The organism is Amycolatopsis pithecellobii (assembly GCF_009707865.1).
GTDB classification, from domain to species: domain Bacteria; phylum Actinomycetota; class Actinomycetes; order Mycobacteriales; family Pseudonocardiaceae; genus Amycolatopsis_E; species Amycolatopsis_E pithecellobii.
In genome coordinates this window covers 24,301-38,401 of the sequence record NZ_WMBA01000006.1, presented here as the reverse complement: position 1 = coordinate 38,401, position 14,101 = coordinate 24,301, and the positions used below count along the sequence as shown (strand labels likewise).

The window sequence follows — 14,101 nt, the reverse complement described above, 5'->3', positions numbered from 1 at the left end:
ACCGACAATGCAGTGCGGGAAAGGGAACTGGTATGAGTGGCGGACGTTACCGGTACCTGTTCTCGCCGCTGCGGGTCGGGCCGGTCGTGGTGCGCAACCGGATCGTGTTCTCCGCGCATCTGACGAACTACGCGCAGAACGGGTTGCCCAGCGAGCAACATGCCGAGTACTACGCGGCGCGCGCGGCCGGCGGCGCGGGGCTGATCATCACCGAGGAGCACTCGACGCATGAGACGGACTGGCCGTACGAGAAGCTCATCCACGGTTTTCACCGTGAGGTGATCCCCGGCTACCGTCGCATCACCGAAGCCGTGCATGCGCACGACACCCCGATTTTCGCGCAGCTCAACCACAACGGTGGTCAAACGTCCTCAATGTACTCACGGCTGCCGGTGTGGGCGCCGTCGCCGGTGCCCGACCCGATGTTCCGCGAGGTGCCCAAAGCGATCGACCATCGCGAGATCGCCGAAGTGGTCGCGGGCTACGGCACGGTCGCCGGGCACTGCGCCGAAGGCGGGTTCGATGGGGTCGAGCTCCAGTGTTCGCATTCGTCGATCGTCCGCGGTTTCCTTTCCCCCGCCACGAACAAGCGCACCGACTCCTACGGTGGCTCGCTGCCCAACCGGGCGCGCATTCTGCTGGAGATCATCGACGCCGTTCGCGAGGCCATCGGAGGAGACCGCGCGCTGGGCGTGCGGTTGTGCGGTGACGAGCTGATCGAAGGCGGCACCACGATCGACGAAGCGGTCGAGGTCGCGAAACTCGTTGAGGCGACGGGAAAAGTCGACTACATCAACACTTCGATCGGCGTGGCCACCTCGACGCTGTACATGATCGAGGCGTCGATGGCGATCCCTCCGGGCTACGCGTTGTTCATCGCCAACGCCATTCGCGAAGCGGTACGGCTCCCGGTGATCGGCGTCGGCCGGATCAAGGACCCGGTGCAGGCCGAACGTGCGCTGGCCGAAGGACATTGCGATCTGGTCGGCGTCGTCCGTGGCCAGATCGCGGACGCCGACTTCGCCGCCAAGGCCCGTGCCGGACACTCGACGGAGATCCGGACCTGCCTGTCCTGCAACCAGGAATGCGTCGGCCGGATGGGGCTGAACCGGTGGCTGGGTTGCATCGAAAACCCGCGCACCGGCAAGGAAAGCGTGCCGCTGCTAGTGCCGTTGTCGCCGCCGGGACCGCGGCCGAAACGCGTCTTCGTCGTGGGCGGTGGCCCGGCCGGGCTACAGGCCGCCTCCACGGCCGCGCAGCGCGGCCACCACGTGACGCTGTTCGAGCGCAACGACACCACCGGCGGCCAGGCCGCGGTCGCCGCGAGTATCCCGAGCCGCGCGGAATTCCTCGATGTGGTCAGGAATCTGCTCGCCGAGTGTCAGCGGTACGGCGTCGACATCAAGACCGGCGCGGAAGTTTCGGCCGAACTGCTGCGTTCGGAGTCACCGGACACCGTCGTGCTCGCGACCGGCGCCAAGCCGCAGAAACCTTACTGGGCAGGCGATCTGGCCCGTGTCGTGGACGTGCGGGACGTACTGGAAGGTCGCGCGGCACCGGAGGGCGAGGTCGTCGTCCTCGACGATCTCGGTTTCCACCAGGCGACCTCGACCGCTGAGCTGCTCGCCGACCGTGGTTGTTCGGTGCGGATCAGCACCTCCGGCATGGTGGTCGGCCAGGATCTCGGCGTGACGCTCGACATGGAGACGTTCAACGTCCGTGCGCACGCCAAGGGCATCCGGCAGCACACCGACGAAGTGATCCTCGCCGCGTCCGAAGTGGACGGACGGATCGTGTTGCGGGTACTGACCCACACCACCGGCGTGACCCGCGAGCTCGGCTGTGACTGGGTGGTGTGTGCGACGCACCAGCAACCGGAAGACCAGCTGTGGCAAGAGCTGAAGGACGCGCCGTTCCCGGTGCACCGCGCCGGTGACTGCGTGACCCCGCGCCGCGCGCACGCCGCCGTCATCGAGGGCCACCGGGTGGGGGTGGCACTGTGAACGACCTGCTCGCGGTGATCGTCGTCCGTGACGGCGTACTGCCGCTCGGCGCGGACGAAACCGTTGCCGAGGCGGGGGGCGCGGCGCTGCTCGTCGGCACCGGCGTGAAGGAGGCAGCGGCCGAGTTGCCCTCGCTGTGCACCGGCGCCCTCGCCGAGAACGGCACGTTCGCACCGGGCCGTTGGGCCCGCCAGCTGGCGAAGACCCTTACTGTGCCGCCGTTCGTTACCAATCCGACTACAGCCACGGCGGAAACGGTTTGTACGAACAGGTCGGCTGCGGATGCGTATCCGCCTACTTTCGGTCGGATTGGTAACGCGGAACGGATTTTGCTGCCCGCATCGGCCGACGGCCGGGATCTGGCGCCACGGCTGGCCGCGGAACTTGGCAGGCCGCTGCTGGCGGGCGCGATCCGGGTGACCGCCCACGGCGCGGAAGTCGCTCGCTGGGGCGACCGGGTGTGCGCCGACCTCATCGCGGACGGGCCGTTCGTGGCGACGTTGCAGCCCGGCGTGCGCGGAAGTGCGCCCGCGTCTGAAACCGTGCTGTACGCGATCGAGCTGCCCCACGCCGAAGCGCCGGACGTGACCGTGATCGAGGTGCTCGACCCCGAACCCGGCACGGTCGATCTGGCCGAAGCACCGAGGATTTTCGGCGCCGGAGCCGGGCTCGGCAACCCGGAATCCGTGGCATTACTGGAAAAGGTGGGGAACGCCATGGGGGCCGCACTCGGCGCGACGAGGGTGGTGACCGACGCGGGCTGGACGGGCTACCAGCGGCAGATCGGCACCACCGGCGTCGTGGTCCATCCCGAGCTGTACGTCGCGTTCGGTGTTTCCGGTGCGGCGCAACACGTCGGCGGGCTCGGTGACCCGGCGCAGGTCGTCAGCGTCAACCTCGACGAGTCCTGCCCGATGACGGCAATGGCCGACCTGGGCATCGTCGCCGACGCGCCTGCCGTGCTCGCCGAGCTGGCCCGGATGCTGGAGGTGCGATGACCTACGCGGGCCCCGCCAGTACGTCGGCGGGTGTTGTCTTCGATGAGCCGGCAAAGACCTTCGACATCATCGTGGTCGGTGCCGGGCCGGCCGGCTCGGCGGCCGCGCTCGAAGCCGCGCGAGCGGGGCGTTCTGTCGCGCTGATCGAACGCGGACCGTTCCCGGGCGCGAAAAATGTCTACGGTGGCGTGGTTTACGGCCGCATCCTGGACGAGCTCGTGCCTGACTGGTGGGAGCACATGCCGGTGCAGCGCTGGGTCACCCGCCGCTCGACGATGGTGATGACCCCGACCCAGGCGCTCACCGTGGATTTCCGCACGCAGGACTGGGGCCGTGCCCCGTACAACGGCGCCACCGCGTACCGGGCCGACCTCGACTCCTGGCTCGCCGAGCAAGCTGTCGCGGCGGGTGCGGTCCTCATTCCGTCCACTGTGGTCACGAACCTGCTGCAGGATCGCACCGGAACCATCGTCGGGGTGCGCACCGACCGGCCCGACGGGGATCTCACGGCAAGTGTGGTGATCGCGTGCGACGGGGTGAACTCCTTCCTGGCCAAAGAAGCCGGCCTGTACCAGACCGAGCATCAAGCCGAGCACCTGACGCTGGGCGTCAAGCAAACCCTGGCGCTGCCGAGGCACGTCATCGAGGAGCGGTTCGCGATCACCGGCCGCGACGGGGTGGACATCGAGATGCTCGGCTGCACCAGGGGCATTCCGGGCGGCGGTTTCCTTTACACCAACCTGGATTCGGTGAGCATCGGCGTCGTACTCGCGCTCACCGGCGTCAGCAAGGCGAAGACCAGGCCGGAGGAACTCGTCGCCGAGCTCAAACGGCATCCCGCCATCGCGCCGCTGATCAGGGGCGGCGAGCAGATCGAATACTCCGCGCACCTGATCCCCGAAGGCGGCTACGACGCGATGCCCGAGCTGATCGGCGACGGGATGCTGGTCGCCGGGGACGCGGCGGCGATGTGCCTCGCGGCCGGGATCTGGCTGGAGGGCGTGAACTTCGCGATCGGCGCCGGGATGTACGCCGGGCGTGCGGCCGCGGCGGCGGTGGCCTCCGGTGACGTGTCCCGGCGCGGCCTCGCCGGCTACCGGACGATGCTGGAGAAGTCGTTCGTGCTGGCCGATCACCGGAAACTGCGGAAGTTCCCTGGTCTGGTGCTGTCGGACCGGACGCAGCAACAGTACCCGGCGCTGGTGTGCGATCTCGTGCAGGGAATGTTCCAGGTGGACAATCCGGCGCCGAAACCCGGTCTGCGCAAGCTGTTGCGGAGATCGATGAAGGAAAACGGAGTACGCTGGCGTGAGCTGCTGCGCGACGGCTGGACCGGGATGCGAGGACTGCGATGACCGGAAAGCGCTATCAGGAACCGGCCTTCGACGATGTCATGTCCACAGTGGAGTTTCGTGTCGCGCAGCGCGCGCACATCACCGTGGACGCCGACGTCTGCCGTTCGTGCACCACGAAGGCGTGTGTGCACGCCTGCCCGGCGGATCTGTTCGTGCCGACCAGTGACGGCGGCATCCTGTTCAACTACGAGCAGTGCTTCGAATGCGGCACCTGTTACCAGGTCTGTAACGGTGAGGGCGCGATCAGCTGGAGCTACCCGGACGGGGGCCACGGCGTCGTGTTCCGGAAGGGATAGCCGATGTTGATCGTGGCCGCCCTGCGGTTCAGTGATCAGCGTGCCGCCGTCGATCCGCTCACCGGGCTGGTGCGCACGGACGCGCGCACCAGCGGGGCGAACGCCGCCGACCAGGCCGCCCTGGAACACGCGCTGCGCATCGCCGAAGCGTTCGGCGGGCGCTGCATGGCCGTGACGGTCGGACCCGTCGAGGCCGGGGAGATGCTTCGGGAAGCGCTTTCTGTGGGTGCGGACGAAGTGCTTCGCATCGACGGTCCGGCCGAGCCCGTCACCGAGGACGGCAGCGAAACCGCACGGCTGCTGCTGGACGGCCTGCCGGAACGACCGGATGTCATCGTCTGCGGGGACCACTCGACCGACCGCGGAACCGGTGCCACACCGGCATTCCTGGCGCAGCGGCTCGGTGCGTGCCAAGCACTCGGCCTCATCGAACTCCAAGCGATCGACGGTGCGCTGCACGCGGTGCGCCGACTCGACGGCGGGAGACGGGAAAGACTGATGTTCGGCGCGCCGGCGGTGTGCTCGGTCGAGGCGGCGGGCACGGTGTTGCGGCGTGCGTCGCTGCCCGCCACCATCGCGGCCCGCACGGCGGAAATCCCGGTCGCGCAGGCCGGCTCGTTGCGGTACCTGCGGGCGGGCGCGGTGACTGCCTACCGGCCCCGGCCGCGCGCGCTGCCCGCGCCCACCGGAAACGAGCCACACCAACGGATGCTCGCACTCACCGGCGCGCTCGTCGAGCGGACCCCGCCCCAGGTCCTGCATCCGGCGACAGCCGAAGAAGCGGCGCGGGAGCTGCTGGACTACCTGCGCCGGCACGGGTACGCGCCGTGAACGGGTTCCGCGCGTGAAGCTCCGCATCGATCCGGGTACACGCATCCTCGGTCAGGTGCTGATCGGCGGTGCGCCACTGCGGGTTCTGCGGTTGTCGAAGGCCGGGGCGCTCCTGGTCCGGCAGTGGCGCGACGGCGCAGAGGTGTCGGACCTGCCCCAGCAACGGAAACTCGCCGACCGGCTCGTCGATGCGGGTATCGCCCATCCCGAGCACCGCAAGGCCGGCCTCACGCGCGCGGACGTGACGATCGTCGTGCCCGCGCGCGACCCCGCGACGTTGCCGGCTGCCGACGTGGTGATCGACGACGGGTCCCAGGCGCCGATTCCCGTTGCGACCCAACGACATCCGGTGGCACGCGGCCCGGCCGCCGCGCGTAACACGGGACTCGCGTACGTCACGACGGAACTCACCGCGTTCCTCGATGCCGACACCGAACCGCGGCCCGGCTGGCTCGACGCGATCCTGCCGCATTTCGAGGACCCGGCTGTCGTCGCCGTCGCCCCGAGAATTCGCAGCACGCCAGGAAGTTCCGCGCTCGAGAAGTACGAGCGGCAACGGTCCGCTTTGGACCTCGGCGCGGCTCCGGCACCGGTCGGGCCGGGGCGCCGGGTGACCTACCTCCCGACGGCCGCACTCGTCGTGCGCACGGCGGCGGCGAAGGCAGCCGGCGGTTTCGACGAGCGGCTGCGTTTCGGGGAGGACGTCGATTTCGTCTGGCGGCTGGACGGTCGCGTGCGTTACGAGCCGAAGTCCGAAGTGTTGCACACCCCGCGGAAAACCTGGCGTGCGTGGGCGAAGCAGCGGTTCGACTACGGCACCTCCGCGGCGCCGCTCGCGAAGAGGCACGGCCACAAAGCCATCGCTCCCGTGCGGGTTTCCGGGTGGACGGCGCTCGCGTGGGGTCTCATCGCCGCGCGCCGCCCCGGCCTCGGGGCGGCCGTCGCCTTCGGCACGGCCGCCCTCCTGCCACGCAAGCTCGCGCCGTTGGGCGTCCCGGTGCGGGAATCGCTGCTCATCGCCCTGCGTGGTCACCTCGGTGCGGGCCGGTACTTCGCCGAGGCACTCACCCGGACCTGGGGACCGGTGGCCGTGCCGGTGCTCGCCGCCCGGGGTCGGACGGTCCTCGCGTTCGCCTTCTCGCGTCACCTCAAGGAGTGGGCGGAAACCCGACCGGGCCTCGATCCCGTCCGCTGGGTGCTGGCGAGAACGGCTGACGATCTCAGCTATGGCGCCGGAGTTTGGTACGGCTGCTGGAAAGAACGCACGGTCACGCCGCTCATCCCGGATTTCACAAACTGGCCCAGGAAATGAAAGACCGTACGTGGACCGAACTGACACCGCGGCTGCTCGTGGTTCCCCTCGGCGCCACCGAGCAGCACGGTCCACATCTTCCGTACACTGTGGACACCGAGATCGCCGTCGCGTTGTGTGAAACCGTGGCGAGGAAACGGGAAGACGTTGTGGTGGCGCCCGCACTGCCGTACGGGTCCAGCGGCGAGCACGCCGGTTTCCCCGGCACGCTGTCGATCGGCCAGGAAGCGACCGAAACGGTTCTGGTCGAGCTGGTGCGTTCGGCGGACGCCTTCGCCGGAGTGCTCCTGGTCTGCGCGCACGGGGGCAACGTCGAGCCGCTGCGCCGCGCGGTCGCGAAACTTCGTTACGAGGGAAGGAAAGTACGGGCCTGGTTGCCGAGCGGGCGAAGCGACGACAGCCACGCCGGGCACACCGAGACGTCGGTGATGCTCGCGCTGCGGCCGGACGCCGTGCGGCTCGACCGGCTGGAGCCGGGGAACGCCACGCCCATGCCGGTGTTGATCGATTCCTTGCGGGAGGGCGGAATTCGCGCGGTCAGCCCCAACGGGGTGCTCGGCGACCCACGCGGCGCGACCGCCGAGGCGGGCGAAGCCATCCTCACCCGGTGGGCGAAAAGTCTACTTGACTCTGTCGCCGCGCTTGCTTCGGATGTCATGCTGTAACGGTCCTTACTGCGACCTCACAAAGGGGTGAACGCGTCGTGAAGACCAAAGCCGCTGTTTTGCACGATGCACATAAGCCGTTCGAGATCGAGGAGCTCGAACTCGACGGCCCGCGCGACGGCGAGGTGATGATCAAGTACACCGCCGCCGGGCTCTGCCACTCGGACCTGCACCTGATCGACAACGATCTCGTGCCGCGGTTCCCCATCATCGGCGGCCACGAGGGCGCCGGAATCATCGAGGAGGTCGGCCCCGGCGTCACCAAGGTCAAGCCCGGTGACCACGTGGTGTGCAGCTTCATCCCCAACTGCGGGACGTGCCGCTACTGCGCGACCGGCCGGTCGAACCTGTGTGACATGGGCGCCACCATCCTGCAGGGGAACCTGCCGGACGGCAGCTTCCGGTTCCACCGCGGCGGCACCGACTACGGCGCGATGTGCATGCTCGGCACGTTCGCCGAGCGCGCCACCATTTCCCAGTACTCGGTCGTCAAGGTCGACGACTGGCTGCCCCTGGAGACCGCGGTGCTGGTCGGCTGTGGCGTGCCGACGGGCTGGGGAACGGCCAACTACGCGGGCGGGGTCCGCGCGGGCGACACGGTCGTGATCTACGGCATCGGCGGGATCGGCATCAACGCGGTCCAGGGTGCCGCGCATGCCGGTGCGCTGAACATCGTGGTGGTCGATCCGGTGGAGCTCAAGCGCGAGACCGCGTTGAAACTGGGCGCGACCCATGCGTTCGCCAGCGCCGACGAAGCGTTCGCCAAGCTCGTTGAGCTGACCCGGGGCCAGCTGGCCGACCAGGCGCTGATCACGGTCGGCACGGTCGACGAGGACATCGTCAGCGCGGCGTTCAACGCGATCGGCAAGGGCGGCACGGTCGTCATCACCGGCCTGGCCAACCCGGAGAAACTCACCGTGCACGTGTCCGGTGGAGTGCTGACCCTGTTCGAGAAGACGATCAAGGGCACGCTGTTCGGCTCGGCCAACCCGCAGTACGACATCGTCCGCCTGCTGCGGCTGTACGAAGCCGGTGCGATCAAGCTCGACGAACTGGTCACCCGCCGCTACACGCTGGACGAGGTCAACGAGGGCTACCAGGATCTGCGCGACGGTAAGAACATCCGCGGAGTACTGCTGCACGCCGCCTGACCCCTGCGCGAGTTGAACGTTCCGTGCGCGCGAGTTGCGCTTTCCATGCGCGCGAGTTGCACGTTCGGCCTCGGCGCCGCCTTCCGGCCGCGCCGAGGCCGGGACACACCCGTGGTTTGTGCCCGGAGCCTTCCAGGCGGTACCTTGTCGCGATGTCGCGTGGGGCCGCGCTGCCGGCCCCCGATTCATTGTGGGGTTCACTGGTGGTCACGGGTAAAGTCGTTCGGTTCGACGAAATGCGCGGGTACGGGTTCGTAGCGCCGGATGACGGCGGCGAGGACGTCTTCGTCCACGTCAACGATCTCGATGTGGACAAGCGGCTGATCGCGCCGGGCACGGTCGTCGAGTTCACTTTGGAGGATGGCGAGCGCGGGCCGAAGGCGTCCAATGTGCGCGTGGTGCGCAACGCGCGGTCCGGTAACGACGACGATTATCTGCCGGCCGGCCTTGACTTCCGCGAGGAGCTCACCGAGGCGCTGCTGACCGGGGTGCCGACGCTGACCGCCGAGCAGTTGCTGCGCGTGCGGCGGACCGTGCTCGATCTGGCCAACCAGCACGGCTGGCTCGACGCGTAGTTTCACCCCGCTCCAGCCTGGATACCCCTTTCCCGGACGCAGCAGGCCGACGGGAGGACCAGCGCATGAAAGCGGTTGCGTGGCACGGAAAACGCGATGTCCGGGTGGACACCGTGCCCGATCCCCGGATCGAGGAACCCACAGACGCCATCGTGCGCATCACGTCCACGGGCATCTGCGGATCGGACCTGCACCTGTACGAGGTGCTGGGGCCGTTTCTCGGTGAGGGCGACATCCTCGGGCACGAACCGATGGGTGTGGTCGAAGAGGTCGGCTCCGAAGTCCGCAACCTCGCGCGCGGTGACCGCGTCGTGGTGCCGTTCAACATCTCGTGCGGGCACTGTGTCATGTGTACTTCCGGGTTGCAGTCGCAGTGCGAGACGACGCAGGTCACCGAATACGGCAAGGGTGCCGCGTTGTTCGGGTACACCAAGCTCTACGGGCAGGTGCCGGGCGGGCAGGCCGAATATCTGCGTGTTCCCCAGGCCCAGTACGGCCCGGTGAAGGTGCCGGACGGCCCGCCGGACGACCGGTACGTCTACCTGTCCGACGTGGTGCCCACCGCGTGGCAGGCTGTCGAATATGCGGCGATCCCACCGGGTGGCAGCGTGGTGGTGTTCGGGCTGGGCCCGATCGGGCAGATGTGCTGCCGCATCGCGCGGCACCGTGGCGCCGAACTCGTCATCGGGGTCGATCTGGTGCCGGAACGCCTGGAGGTGGCCGCCCGGCACGGCGCCACGACGTTCAATATCCGGCACCACAAGGACATTCCCGGCGTCGTCGGGGATCTGACCTCCGGGCGCGGTGCCGACTCGGTGATCGACGCGGTCGGGATGGAGGCGCACGGTGCCCCCGTCGGCAAGCTCGCCCAGCAGATGTCGGGTCTGCTGCCGAAACCCGTTGCCGCGAAAGTGATCGAGACAGCTGGTATGGACCGGTTGAGCGTGCTGCACGCCGCCATCCGCACCGTTCGCCGCGGCGGCACCATTTCGCTCAGCGGCGTCTACGGCGGGATGGCCGATCCGCTGCCGATGTTCGAGTTGTTCGACAAGCAGATCCAGTTGCGGATGGGGCAGGCGAACGTGCGGCACTGGATGGACGACGTGCTGCCGCTGGTCAGCGACGAGGCCGACCCGCTGGGCGTGGAAGGCCTTGCCACCCATCACCTGCCGCTCGACCAGGCGCCTGAGGCGTACCGGATGTTCCAGGAGAAGCGGGACGGTGCGATCAAGGTTCTGCTGCGCCCGTCCCGCTGAGAAACGGAAAGGAGCACCATGAGCACGATTACCGAAACCGTCGACGTGAACGTCCCGGTGACCACGGCCTACAACCAGTGGACCCAGTTCGAGTCCTTCCCGGAGTTCATGGAAGGTGTCGAACAGGTCCGGCAACTGGACAACACGCACCTGCACTGGGTGACCCAGGTCGCCGGCACCACGAGGGAATTCGACGCCACCATCACCGAGCAGCACCCGGACGAACGCGTGGCATGGCGTTCGGACAGCGGGCCCAACCACGCCGGCGTCATCACATTCCACCGCCTCGACGATTCGACGACCCGCGTGACCGCGCAGATGGATCTGGATCCGGAAGGCGTCGTGGAGAACGTCGCGGACAAGCTCGGTCTGCTCGACCGTCGTGTCAAGGGCGATATGAAGCGCTTCAAGGAATTCATCGAGCACCGCGGCATGGAAACCGGTAGCTGGCGTGGTGACGTCAACCGGCCGGGCTGACGCGTCGGAGTTCGTTCCGGACAGCACCGATCTGGACCGGCTCGGCGAGGCGTCCCGGGGATGTCGCGGATGCGACCTCTACCGGGACGCCACGCAGACGGTGTTCGGTGCGGGACCGAAGCGGGCGAAGATCGTCATGCTGGGAGAGCAGCCCGGCGACCGGGAGGACATCGACGGCGAACCGTTTGTCGGCCCGGCCGGGCGGCTACTGGACCATGCGCTCGTCGAAGCGGGTATCGACCGCGGGCAGGTGTACGTGACGAACGCGGTGAAGCATTTCCGGTTCACCGAGCGCGGGAAACGCCGGATTCACCAGAAGCCTTCGCGCGGCCAGATCGTGGCATGCCGGCCCTGGCTCGTGGCCGAGTTGCGAGCCGTCCGGCCGCGACTGGTGGTGCTGCTGGGTGCGACCGCCGCTTCGGCGCTGATGGGGCCCTCGTTCCGGATCACCGCCCACCGGGGGAAGGTGGTCGAGGCACCGGCCGAATTCGACGGGCATCCGGCACACGTACTGTCCACTGTGCACCCGTCGGCCGTGCTCCGCGCACCCGATCGCGACAGCGCTTACGCCGCGCTGGTGGAGGATCTCGCCGCGGCACGGTGACGTTTCGCGCGGCGCCCCGGGGGCATCCCCCAAGACATGCAGCTACCGCCGCCACGATCTCTGTGGGTGGACACCGCGACCGCCCCGTCACGCGCTGACCAGCCGTTGCCCACCGAAGCCGACGTGGCCGTCATCGGCGCCGGTATCGCCGGGCTGACCACCGCCTACGCGCTCGCGGACGCGGGCCGCTCGGTCGTCGTGCTGGAAGCGGGGGAGGTCGCCGGCGGCGTTTCCGGCCATACGACCGCGAAGGTCACCGCACAGCATGCCGTCAAATACCGTTACTTGACCGACCGGAACGGCGCCGAGGCCGCCGCCCAGTACGCGGCCAGCCAGCTCGGGGCGCTCGAATGGATCGCGCGCACGGCGGCGGAGCTGAACATCGACTGCGACTTCTCGCGCCAGGACAGTTTCGTCTACACGCGCGGCCACGCCGGCAAGCTCAAACGTGAGGCCGAGGCCGCCCGCGAGGCCGGGTTACCCGCGAGCTTCGTCAAAGAGACCACCCTGCCGTTCCCGGTCGCGGGCGCGGTGCGGGTCAGTGACCAGGCGCAGTTCCATCCGCGCAAGTGGTTACTGGGCTTGGCTTCCGCGATCGAACGGCTCGGCGGCGTCATCCTGGAGCAGGCCAGGGTGGAACGGGTGGACGAACGGCCGGTGCCGACCGTGCACGTGCGCGGTACGACGGTGCGGGCGGGGGATGTCGTGATCGCCACGCACTACCCGATTCTCGACCGTGGTTTGTACTTCGCCCGGCTCGAACCGACCCGCGATCTCGTGGTGGCGGGTCCGGGTGAGAGCCCGCCGGGGATGTACCTCGAGGCGGAGACACACCGGTCGTTACGCGGCCACAACGGGATCGTCATCGTCGGCGGCGAGCATTACCGGACCGGCGAGCACCTCGACGTCGAATCCCGCTACCTCGAACTCGCCCGCGCCGCCGGTAAGTTCGGCGTGACCGAGGTGACCCACCGCTGGTCCGCCCATGATATGTCTACTTTGGACGGTGTGCCCTATGTTGGCCACTATGTGCCGTGGGCGAAACAGCTGTGGGTGGCGACCGGGTTCGGGCAATGGGGGATGACCGGTGGCACGGCCGCGGGTTTGCTGCTGGACAAGGAGATTCGCGGTGAAGGCAGCGTGTACGCGCGGCTGTACGACCCGAACCGCTTTGACGTTCGGTCCGCCATCGGATTGGCCAAGACCAATGCGCCGGTGGCAAAACATCTGGTGGGCGACCATGTCCGGGCATCCGCCGCGCCGGGCACCGGCGAGGGCGTCGTGTCCCGGCGCGGGGCGCAGTTCGCCGCCTCGTACCGGACCGCGGACGGCACGGTGCGGACGGTGAACGCGCGCTGTACTCACCTCGGTTGCCTCGTCGCCTTCAACAACGCCGAGAAAACCTGGGACTGCCCATGTCACGGTTCCCGCTTCGGTACGGACGGTTCGGTGATCGAAGGCCCGGCGACGAAGCCGCTGCCCCCGCTTCCGGACTGACCATCGGCGTCGAGGAGGAATTCCTCCTGCTCGATCCGGGGACGGGAGCGACCGTATCCCGCGCGTCCGAGGTGCTCGATGGGCTCGCGCCACTCCCGGACGGCGCCGCGCTGCACCGCGAACTGCGCCCCACCCAGGTGGAGGCGGCGACCGGAATCTGCACCGATGCGGCGCGCCTGCGGGCGCAAGTCGTGCGGGGCAGGCAAATCCTGCGTGACGCCGCCGCGCGGCACGGCACGGTTATCGCCGCATCGGGGACGCCTCTCTGTTCCGGGCCGCTCCCGCCGCGCGACAACGAGGGCCGGTTCGGCCGCATCGACGCCGGCTATCGCGGCCTGGTCGCCGACTACGAGGCCTGCGGCACTCACGTGCACGTCGGCGTGCCGGGCAAGGAACTCGCGGTTCAGGTGCTCAACCGGGTGCGGCCGTGGCTGCCAGCTTTGCTTACGCTGTCGGTGAATTCGCCGTTCGACCGCGGCCGTGACACCGGCTACGGCAGCTGGCGGATGGTGCTGCAATCCCGGTTTCCCGGGGCGGGTGTGCCGCCGCCGTTCGACGGGTTCGCCGGCTATGAAGCCGAGGTCGCGCGCCTCGTCGATTGCGGCGTACTGATCGATCCGGCGATGTCGTTCTGGCTGGCCCGGCCGTCGGCACGGTTGCCCACCATCGAATTCCGTGTCGCGGACACCGCGCTGACCGTCGACGAAGCGGTGCTGCAGGCGGTGCTCAGCCGTGCGCTGGTGCGCCGGGCTTTGGCCGACATCGAGCGCGGCACGGCGCTCGTCCCGGTATCCGGCCAGATCGCGGCAGCGGCGGTCTGGGCGGCGGCGCGGGACGGCATCGACGGTGTCGGGGTGGATCCCGTTGCGGCGAAACAGGTTCCGGCGGGGCAGACCGTGGCGAACCTGCTCGCATATGTACGGCCGGCCTTGGAAGACACCGGGGATCTCGGTTTCGTCCGCGAGTCGCTCCGGCGCCTGACGAGTGCGGGGACCGGCGCGACGCGCCAGCGCCGTGCCCGCGCGGCCGGGATGCCGGCGCTCGTCGCGATGCTTACCGGCGGCCACGACGGGTAATCCGT

General features: G+C 68.7%; 14 protein-coding genes. All 14 read left to right on the top strand.

Annotated elements, in window-relative coordinates:
- The first annotated feature begins 32 nt into the window (after positions 1-32).
- The 14 genes from GKO32_RS05920 (at position 33) to GKO32_RS05855 (ending at position 14,096) form a co-directional block, all read left to right on the top strand.
- On the top strand, positions 33-2,003 hold the full coding sequence (locus GKO32_RS05920) for a mycofactocin system FadH/OYE family oxidoreductase 2 (protein WP_154755767.1): 1,971 nt from the start codon (positions 33-35) through the stop codon (positions 2,001-2,003).
- Entirely contained in the window at positions 2,000-3,001 is a 1,002-nt protein-coding gene (locus GKO32_RS05915) for a mycofactocin-associated electron transfer flavoprotein alpha subunit (protein WP_312867550.1), read from the top strand. The genes GKO32_RS05920 and GKO32_RS05915 overlap by 4 nt, the downstream gene beginning before the upstream one ends.
- Positions 2,998-4,356, top strand: coding sequence for an FAD-dependent oxidoreductase (locus GKO32_RS05910; protein ID WP_154755766.1), 1,359 nt, complete (start codon positions 2,998-3,000; stop codon positions 4,354-4,356). The genes GKO32_RS05915 and GKO32_RS05910 overlap by 4 nt, the downstream gene beginning before the upstream one ends.
- On the top strand, positions 4,353-4,652 hold the full coding sequence (locus tag GKO32_RS05905; protein ID WP_154755765.1) for a ferredoxin family protein: 300 nt from the start codon (positions 4,353-4,355) through the stop codon (positions 4,650-4,652). The genes GKO32_RS05910 and GKO32_RS05905 overlap by 4 nt, the downstream gene beginning before the upstream one ends.
- Positions 4,653-4,655: 3 nt before the next feature.
- Positions 4,656-5,483: a mycofactocin-associated electron transfer flavoprotein beta subunit gene (locus tag GKO32_RS05900; RefSeq protein ID WP_154755764.1), complete on the top strand. Its 828-nt coding sequence runs from the start codon at positions 4,656-4,658 to the stop codon at positions 5,481-5,483.
- A 13-nt stretch (positions 5,484-5,496) separates the two neighbouring features.
- The gene (gene mftF, locus GKO32_RS05895; RefSeq protein ID WP_312867549.1) at positions 5,497-6,795 is read left to right on the top strand and encodes a mycofactocin biosynthesis glycosyltransferase MftF; all 1,299 of its coding nucleotides are present in this window, start codon (positions 5,497-5,499) and stop codon (positions 6,793-6,795) included.
- On the top strand, positions 6,792-7,460 hold the full coding sequence (gene mftE / locus GKO32_RS05890; protein WP_154755763.1) for a mycofactocin biosynthesis peptidyl-dipeptidase MftE: 669 nt from the start codon (positions 6,792-6,794) through the stop codon (positions 7,458-7,460). Before mftF ends, mftE begins: the two co-directional genes overlap by 4 nt.
- 38 nt (positions 7,461-7,498) lie before the next feature.
- A complete protein-coding gene (locus tag GKO32_RS05885) occupies positions 7,499-8,611 on the top strand; it encodes an NDMA-dependent alcohol dehydrogenase (RefSeq protein ID WP_312867548.1) in 1,113 nt (370 codons plus the stop codon).
- Between the two features lie 152 nt (positions 8,612-8,763).
- On the top strand, positions 8,764-9,186 hold the full coding sequence (locus GKO32_RS05880; protein WP_208024287.1) for a cold-shock protein: 423 nt from the start codon (positions 8,764-8,766) through the stop codon (positions 9,184-9,186).
- A gap of 65 nt (positions 9,187-9,251) precedes the next feature.
- On the top strand, positions 9,252-10,442 hold the full coding sequence (locus GKO32_RS05875) for a zinc-dependent alcohol dehydrogenase (protein ID WP_154755762.1): 1,191 nt from the start codon (positions 9,252-9,254) through the stop codon (positions 10,440-10,442).
- Positions 10,443-10,460: 18 nt separating this feature from the next.
- Positions 10,461-10,919, top strand: coding sequence for an SRPBCC family protein (locus GKO32_RS05870; protein WP_154755761.1), 459 nt, complete (start codon positions 10,461-10,463; stop codon positions 10,917-10,919).
- Positions 10,894-11,523 (top strand): UdgX family uracil-DNA binding protein, encoded by a 630-nt coding sequence (locus GKO32_RS05865; RefSeq protein WP_312867547.1) that lies wholly within the window; start codon positions 10,894-10,896, stop codon positions 11,521-11,523. Before GKO32_RS05870 ends, GKO32_RS05865 begins: the two co-directional genes overlap by 26 nt.
- A 66-nt stretch (positions 11,524-11,589) precedes the next feature.
- The gene (locus GKO32_RS05860) at positions 11,590-13,020 is read left to right on the top strand and encodes an FAD-dependent oxidoreductase (protein ID WP_312867546.1); all 1,431 of its coding nucleotides are present in this window, start codon (positions 11,590-11,592) and stop codon (positions 13,018-13,020) included.
- Positions 12,939-14,096 (top strand): carboxylate-amine ligase, encoded by a 1,158-nt coding sequence (locus tag GKO32_RS05855; RefSeq protein ID WP_154755759.1) that lies wholly within the window; start codon positions 12,939-12,941, stop codon positions 14,094-14,096. Before GKO32_RS05860 ends, GKO32_RS05855 begins: the two co-directional genes overlap by 82 nt.
- Positions 14,097-14,101: the final 5 nt, after the last annotated feature.

What these genes read in the sequence shown, in the direction of transcription:
- GKO32_RS05855 (WP_154755759.1), top strand. Translation starts at nt 12,939, where the DNA reads ATGTCACGGTTCCCGCTTCGGTACGGACGGTTCGGTGATCGAAGGCCC.
- GKO32_RS05900 (WP_154755764.1), top strand. Translation starts at nt 4,656, where the DNA reads ATGTTGATCGTGGCCGCCCTGCGGTTCAGTGATCAGCGTGCCGCCGTC.
- GKO32_RS05910 (WP_154755766.1), top strand. Translation starts at nt 2,998, where the DNA reads ATGACCTACGCGGGCCCCGCCAGTACGTCGGCGGGTGTTGTCTTCGAT.
- GKO32_RS05905 (WP_154755765.1), top strand. Translation starts at nt 4,353, where the DNA reads ATGACCGGAAAGCGCTATCAGGAACCGGCCTTCGACGATGTCATGTCC.
- GKO32_RS05870 (WP_154755761.1), top strand. Translation starts at nt 10,461, where the DNA reads ATGAGCACGATTACCGAAACCGTCGACGTGAACGTCCCGGTGACCACG.
- GKO32_RS05920 (WP_154755767.1), top strand. Translation starts at nt 33, where the DNA reads ATGAGTGGCGGACGTTACCGGTACCTGTTCTCGCCGCTGCGGGTCGGG.
- mftE (WP_154755763.1), top strand. Translation starts at nt 6,792, where the DNA reads ATGAAAGACCGTACGTGGACCGAACTGACACCGCGGCTGCTCGTGGTT.
- GKO32_RS05880 (WP_208024287.1), top strand. Translation starts at nt 8,764, where the DNA reads ATGTCGCGTGGGGCCGCGCTGCCGGCCCCCGATTCATTGTGGGGTTCA.
- GKO32_RS05875 (WP_154755762.1), top strand. Translation starts at nt 9,252, where the DNA reads ATGAAAGCGGTTGCGTGGCACGGAAAACGCGATGTCCGGGTGGACACC.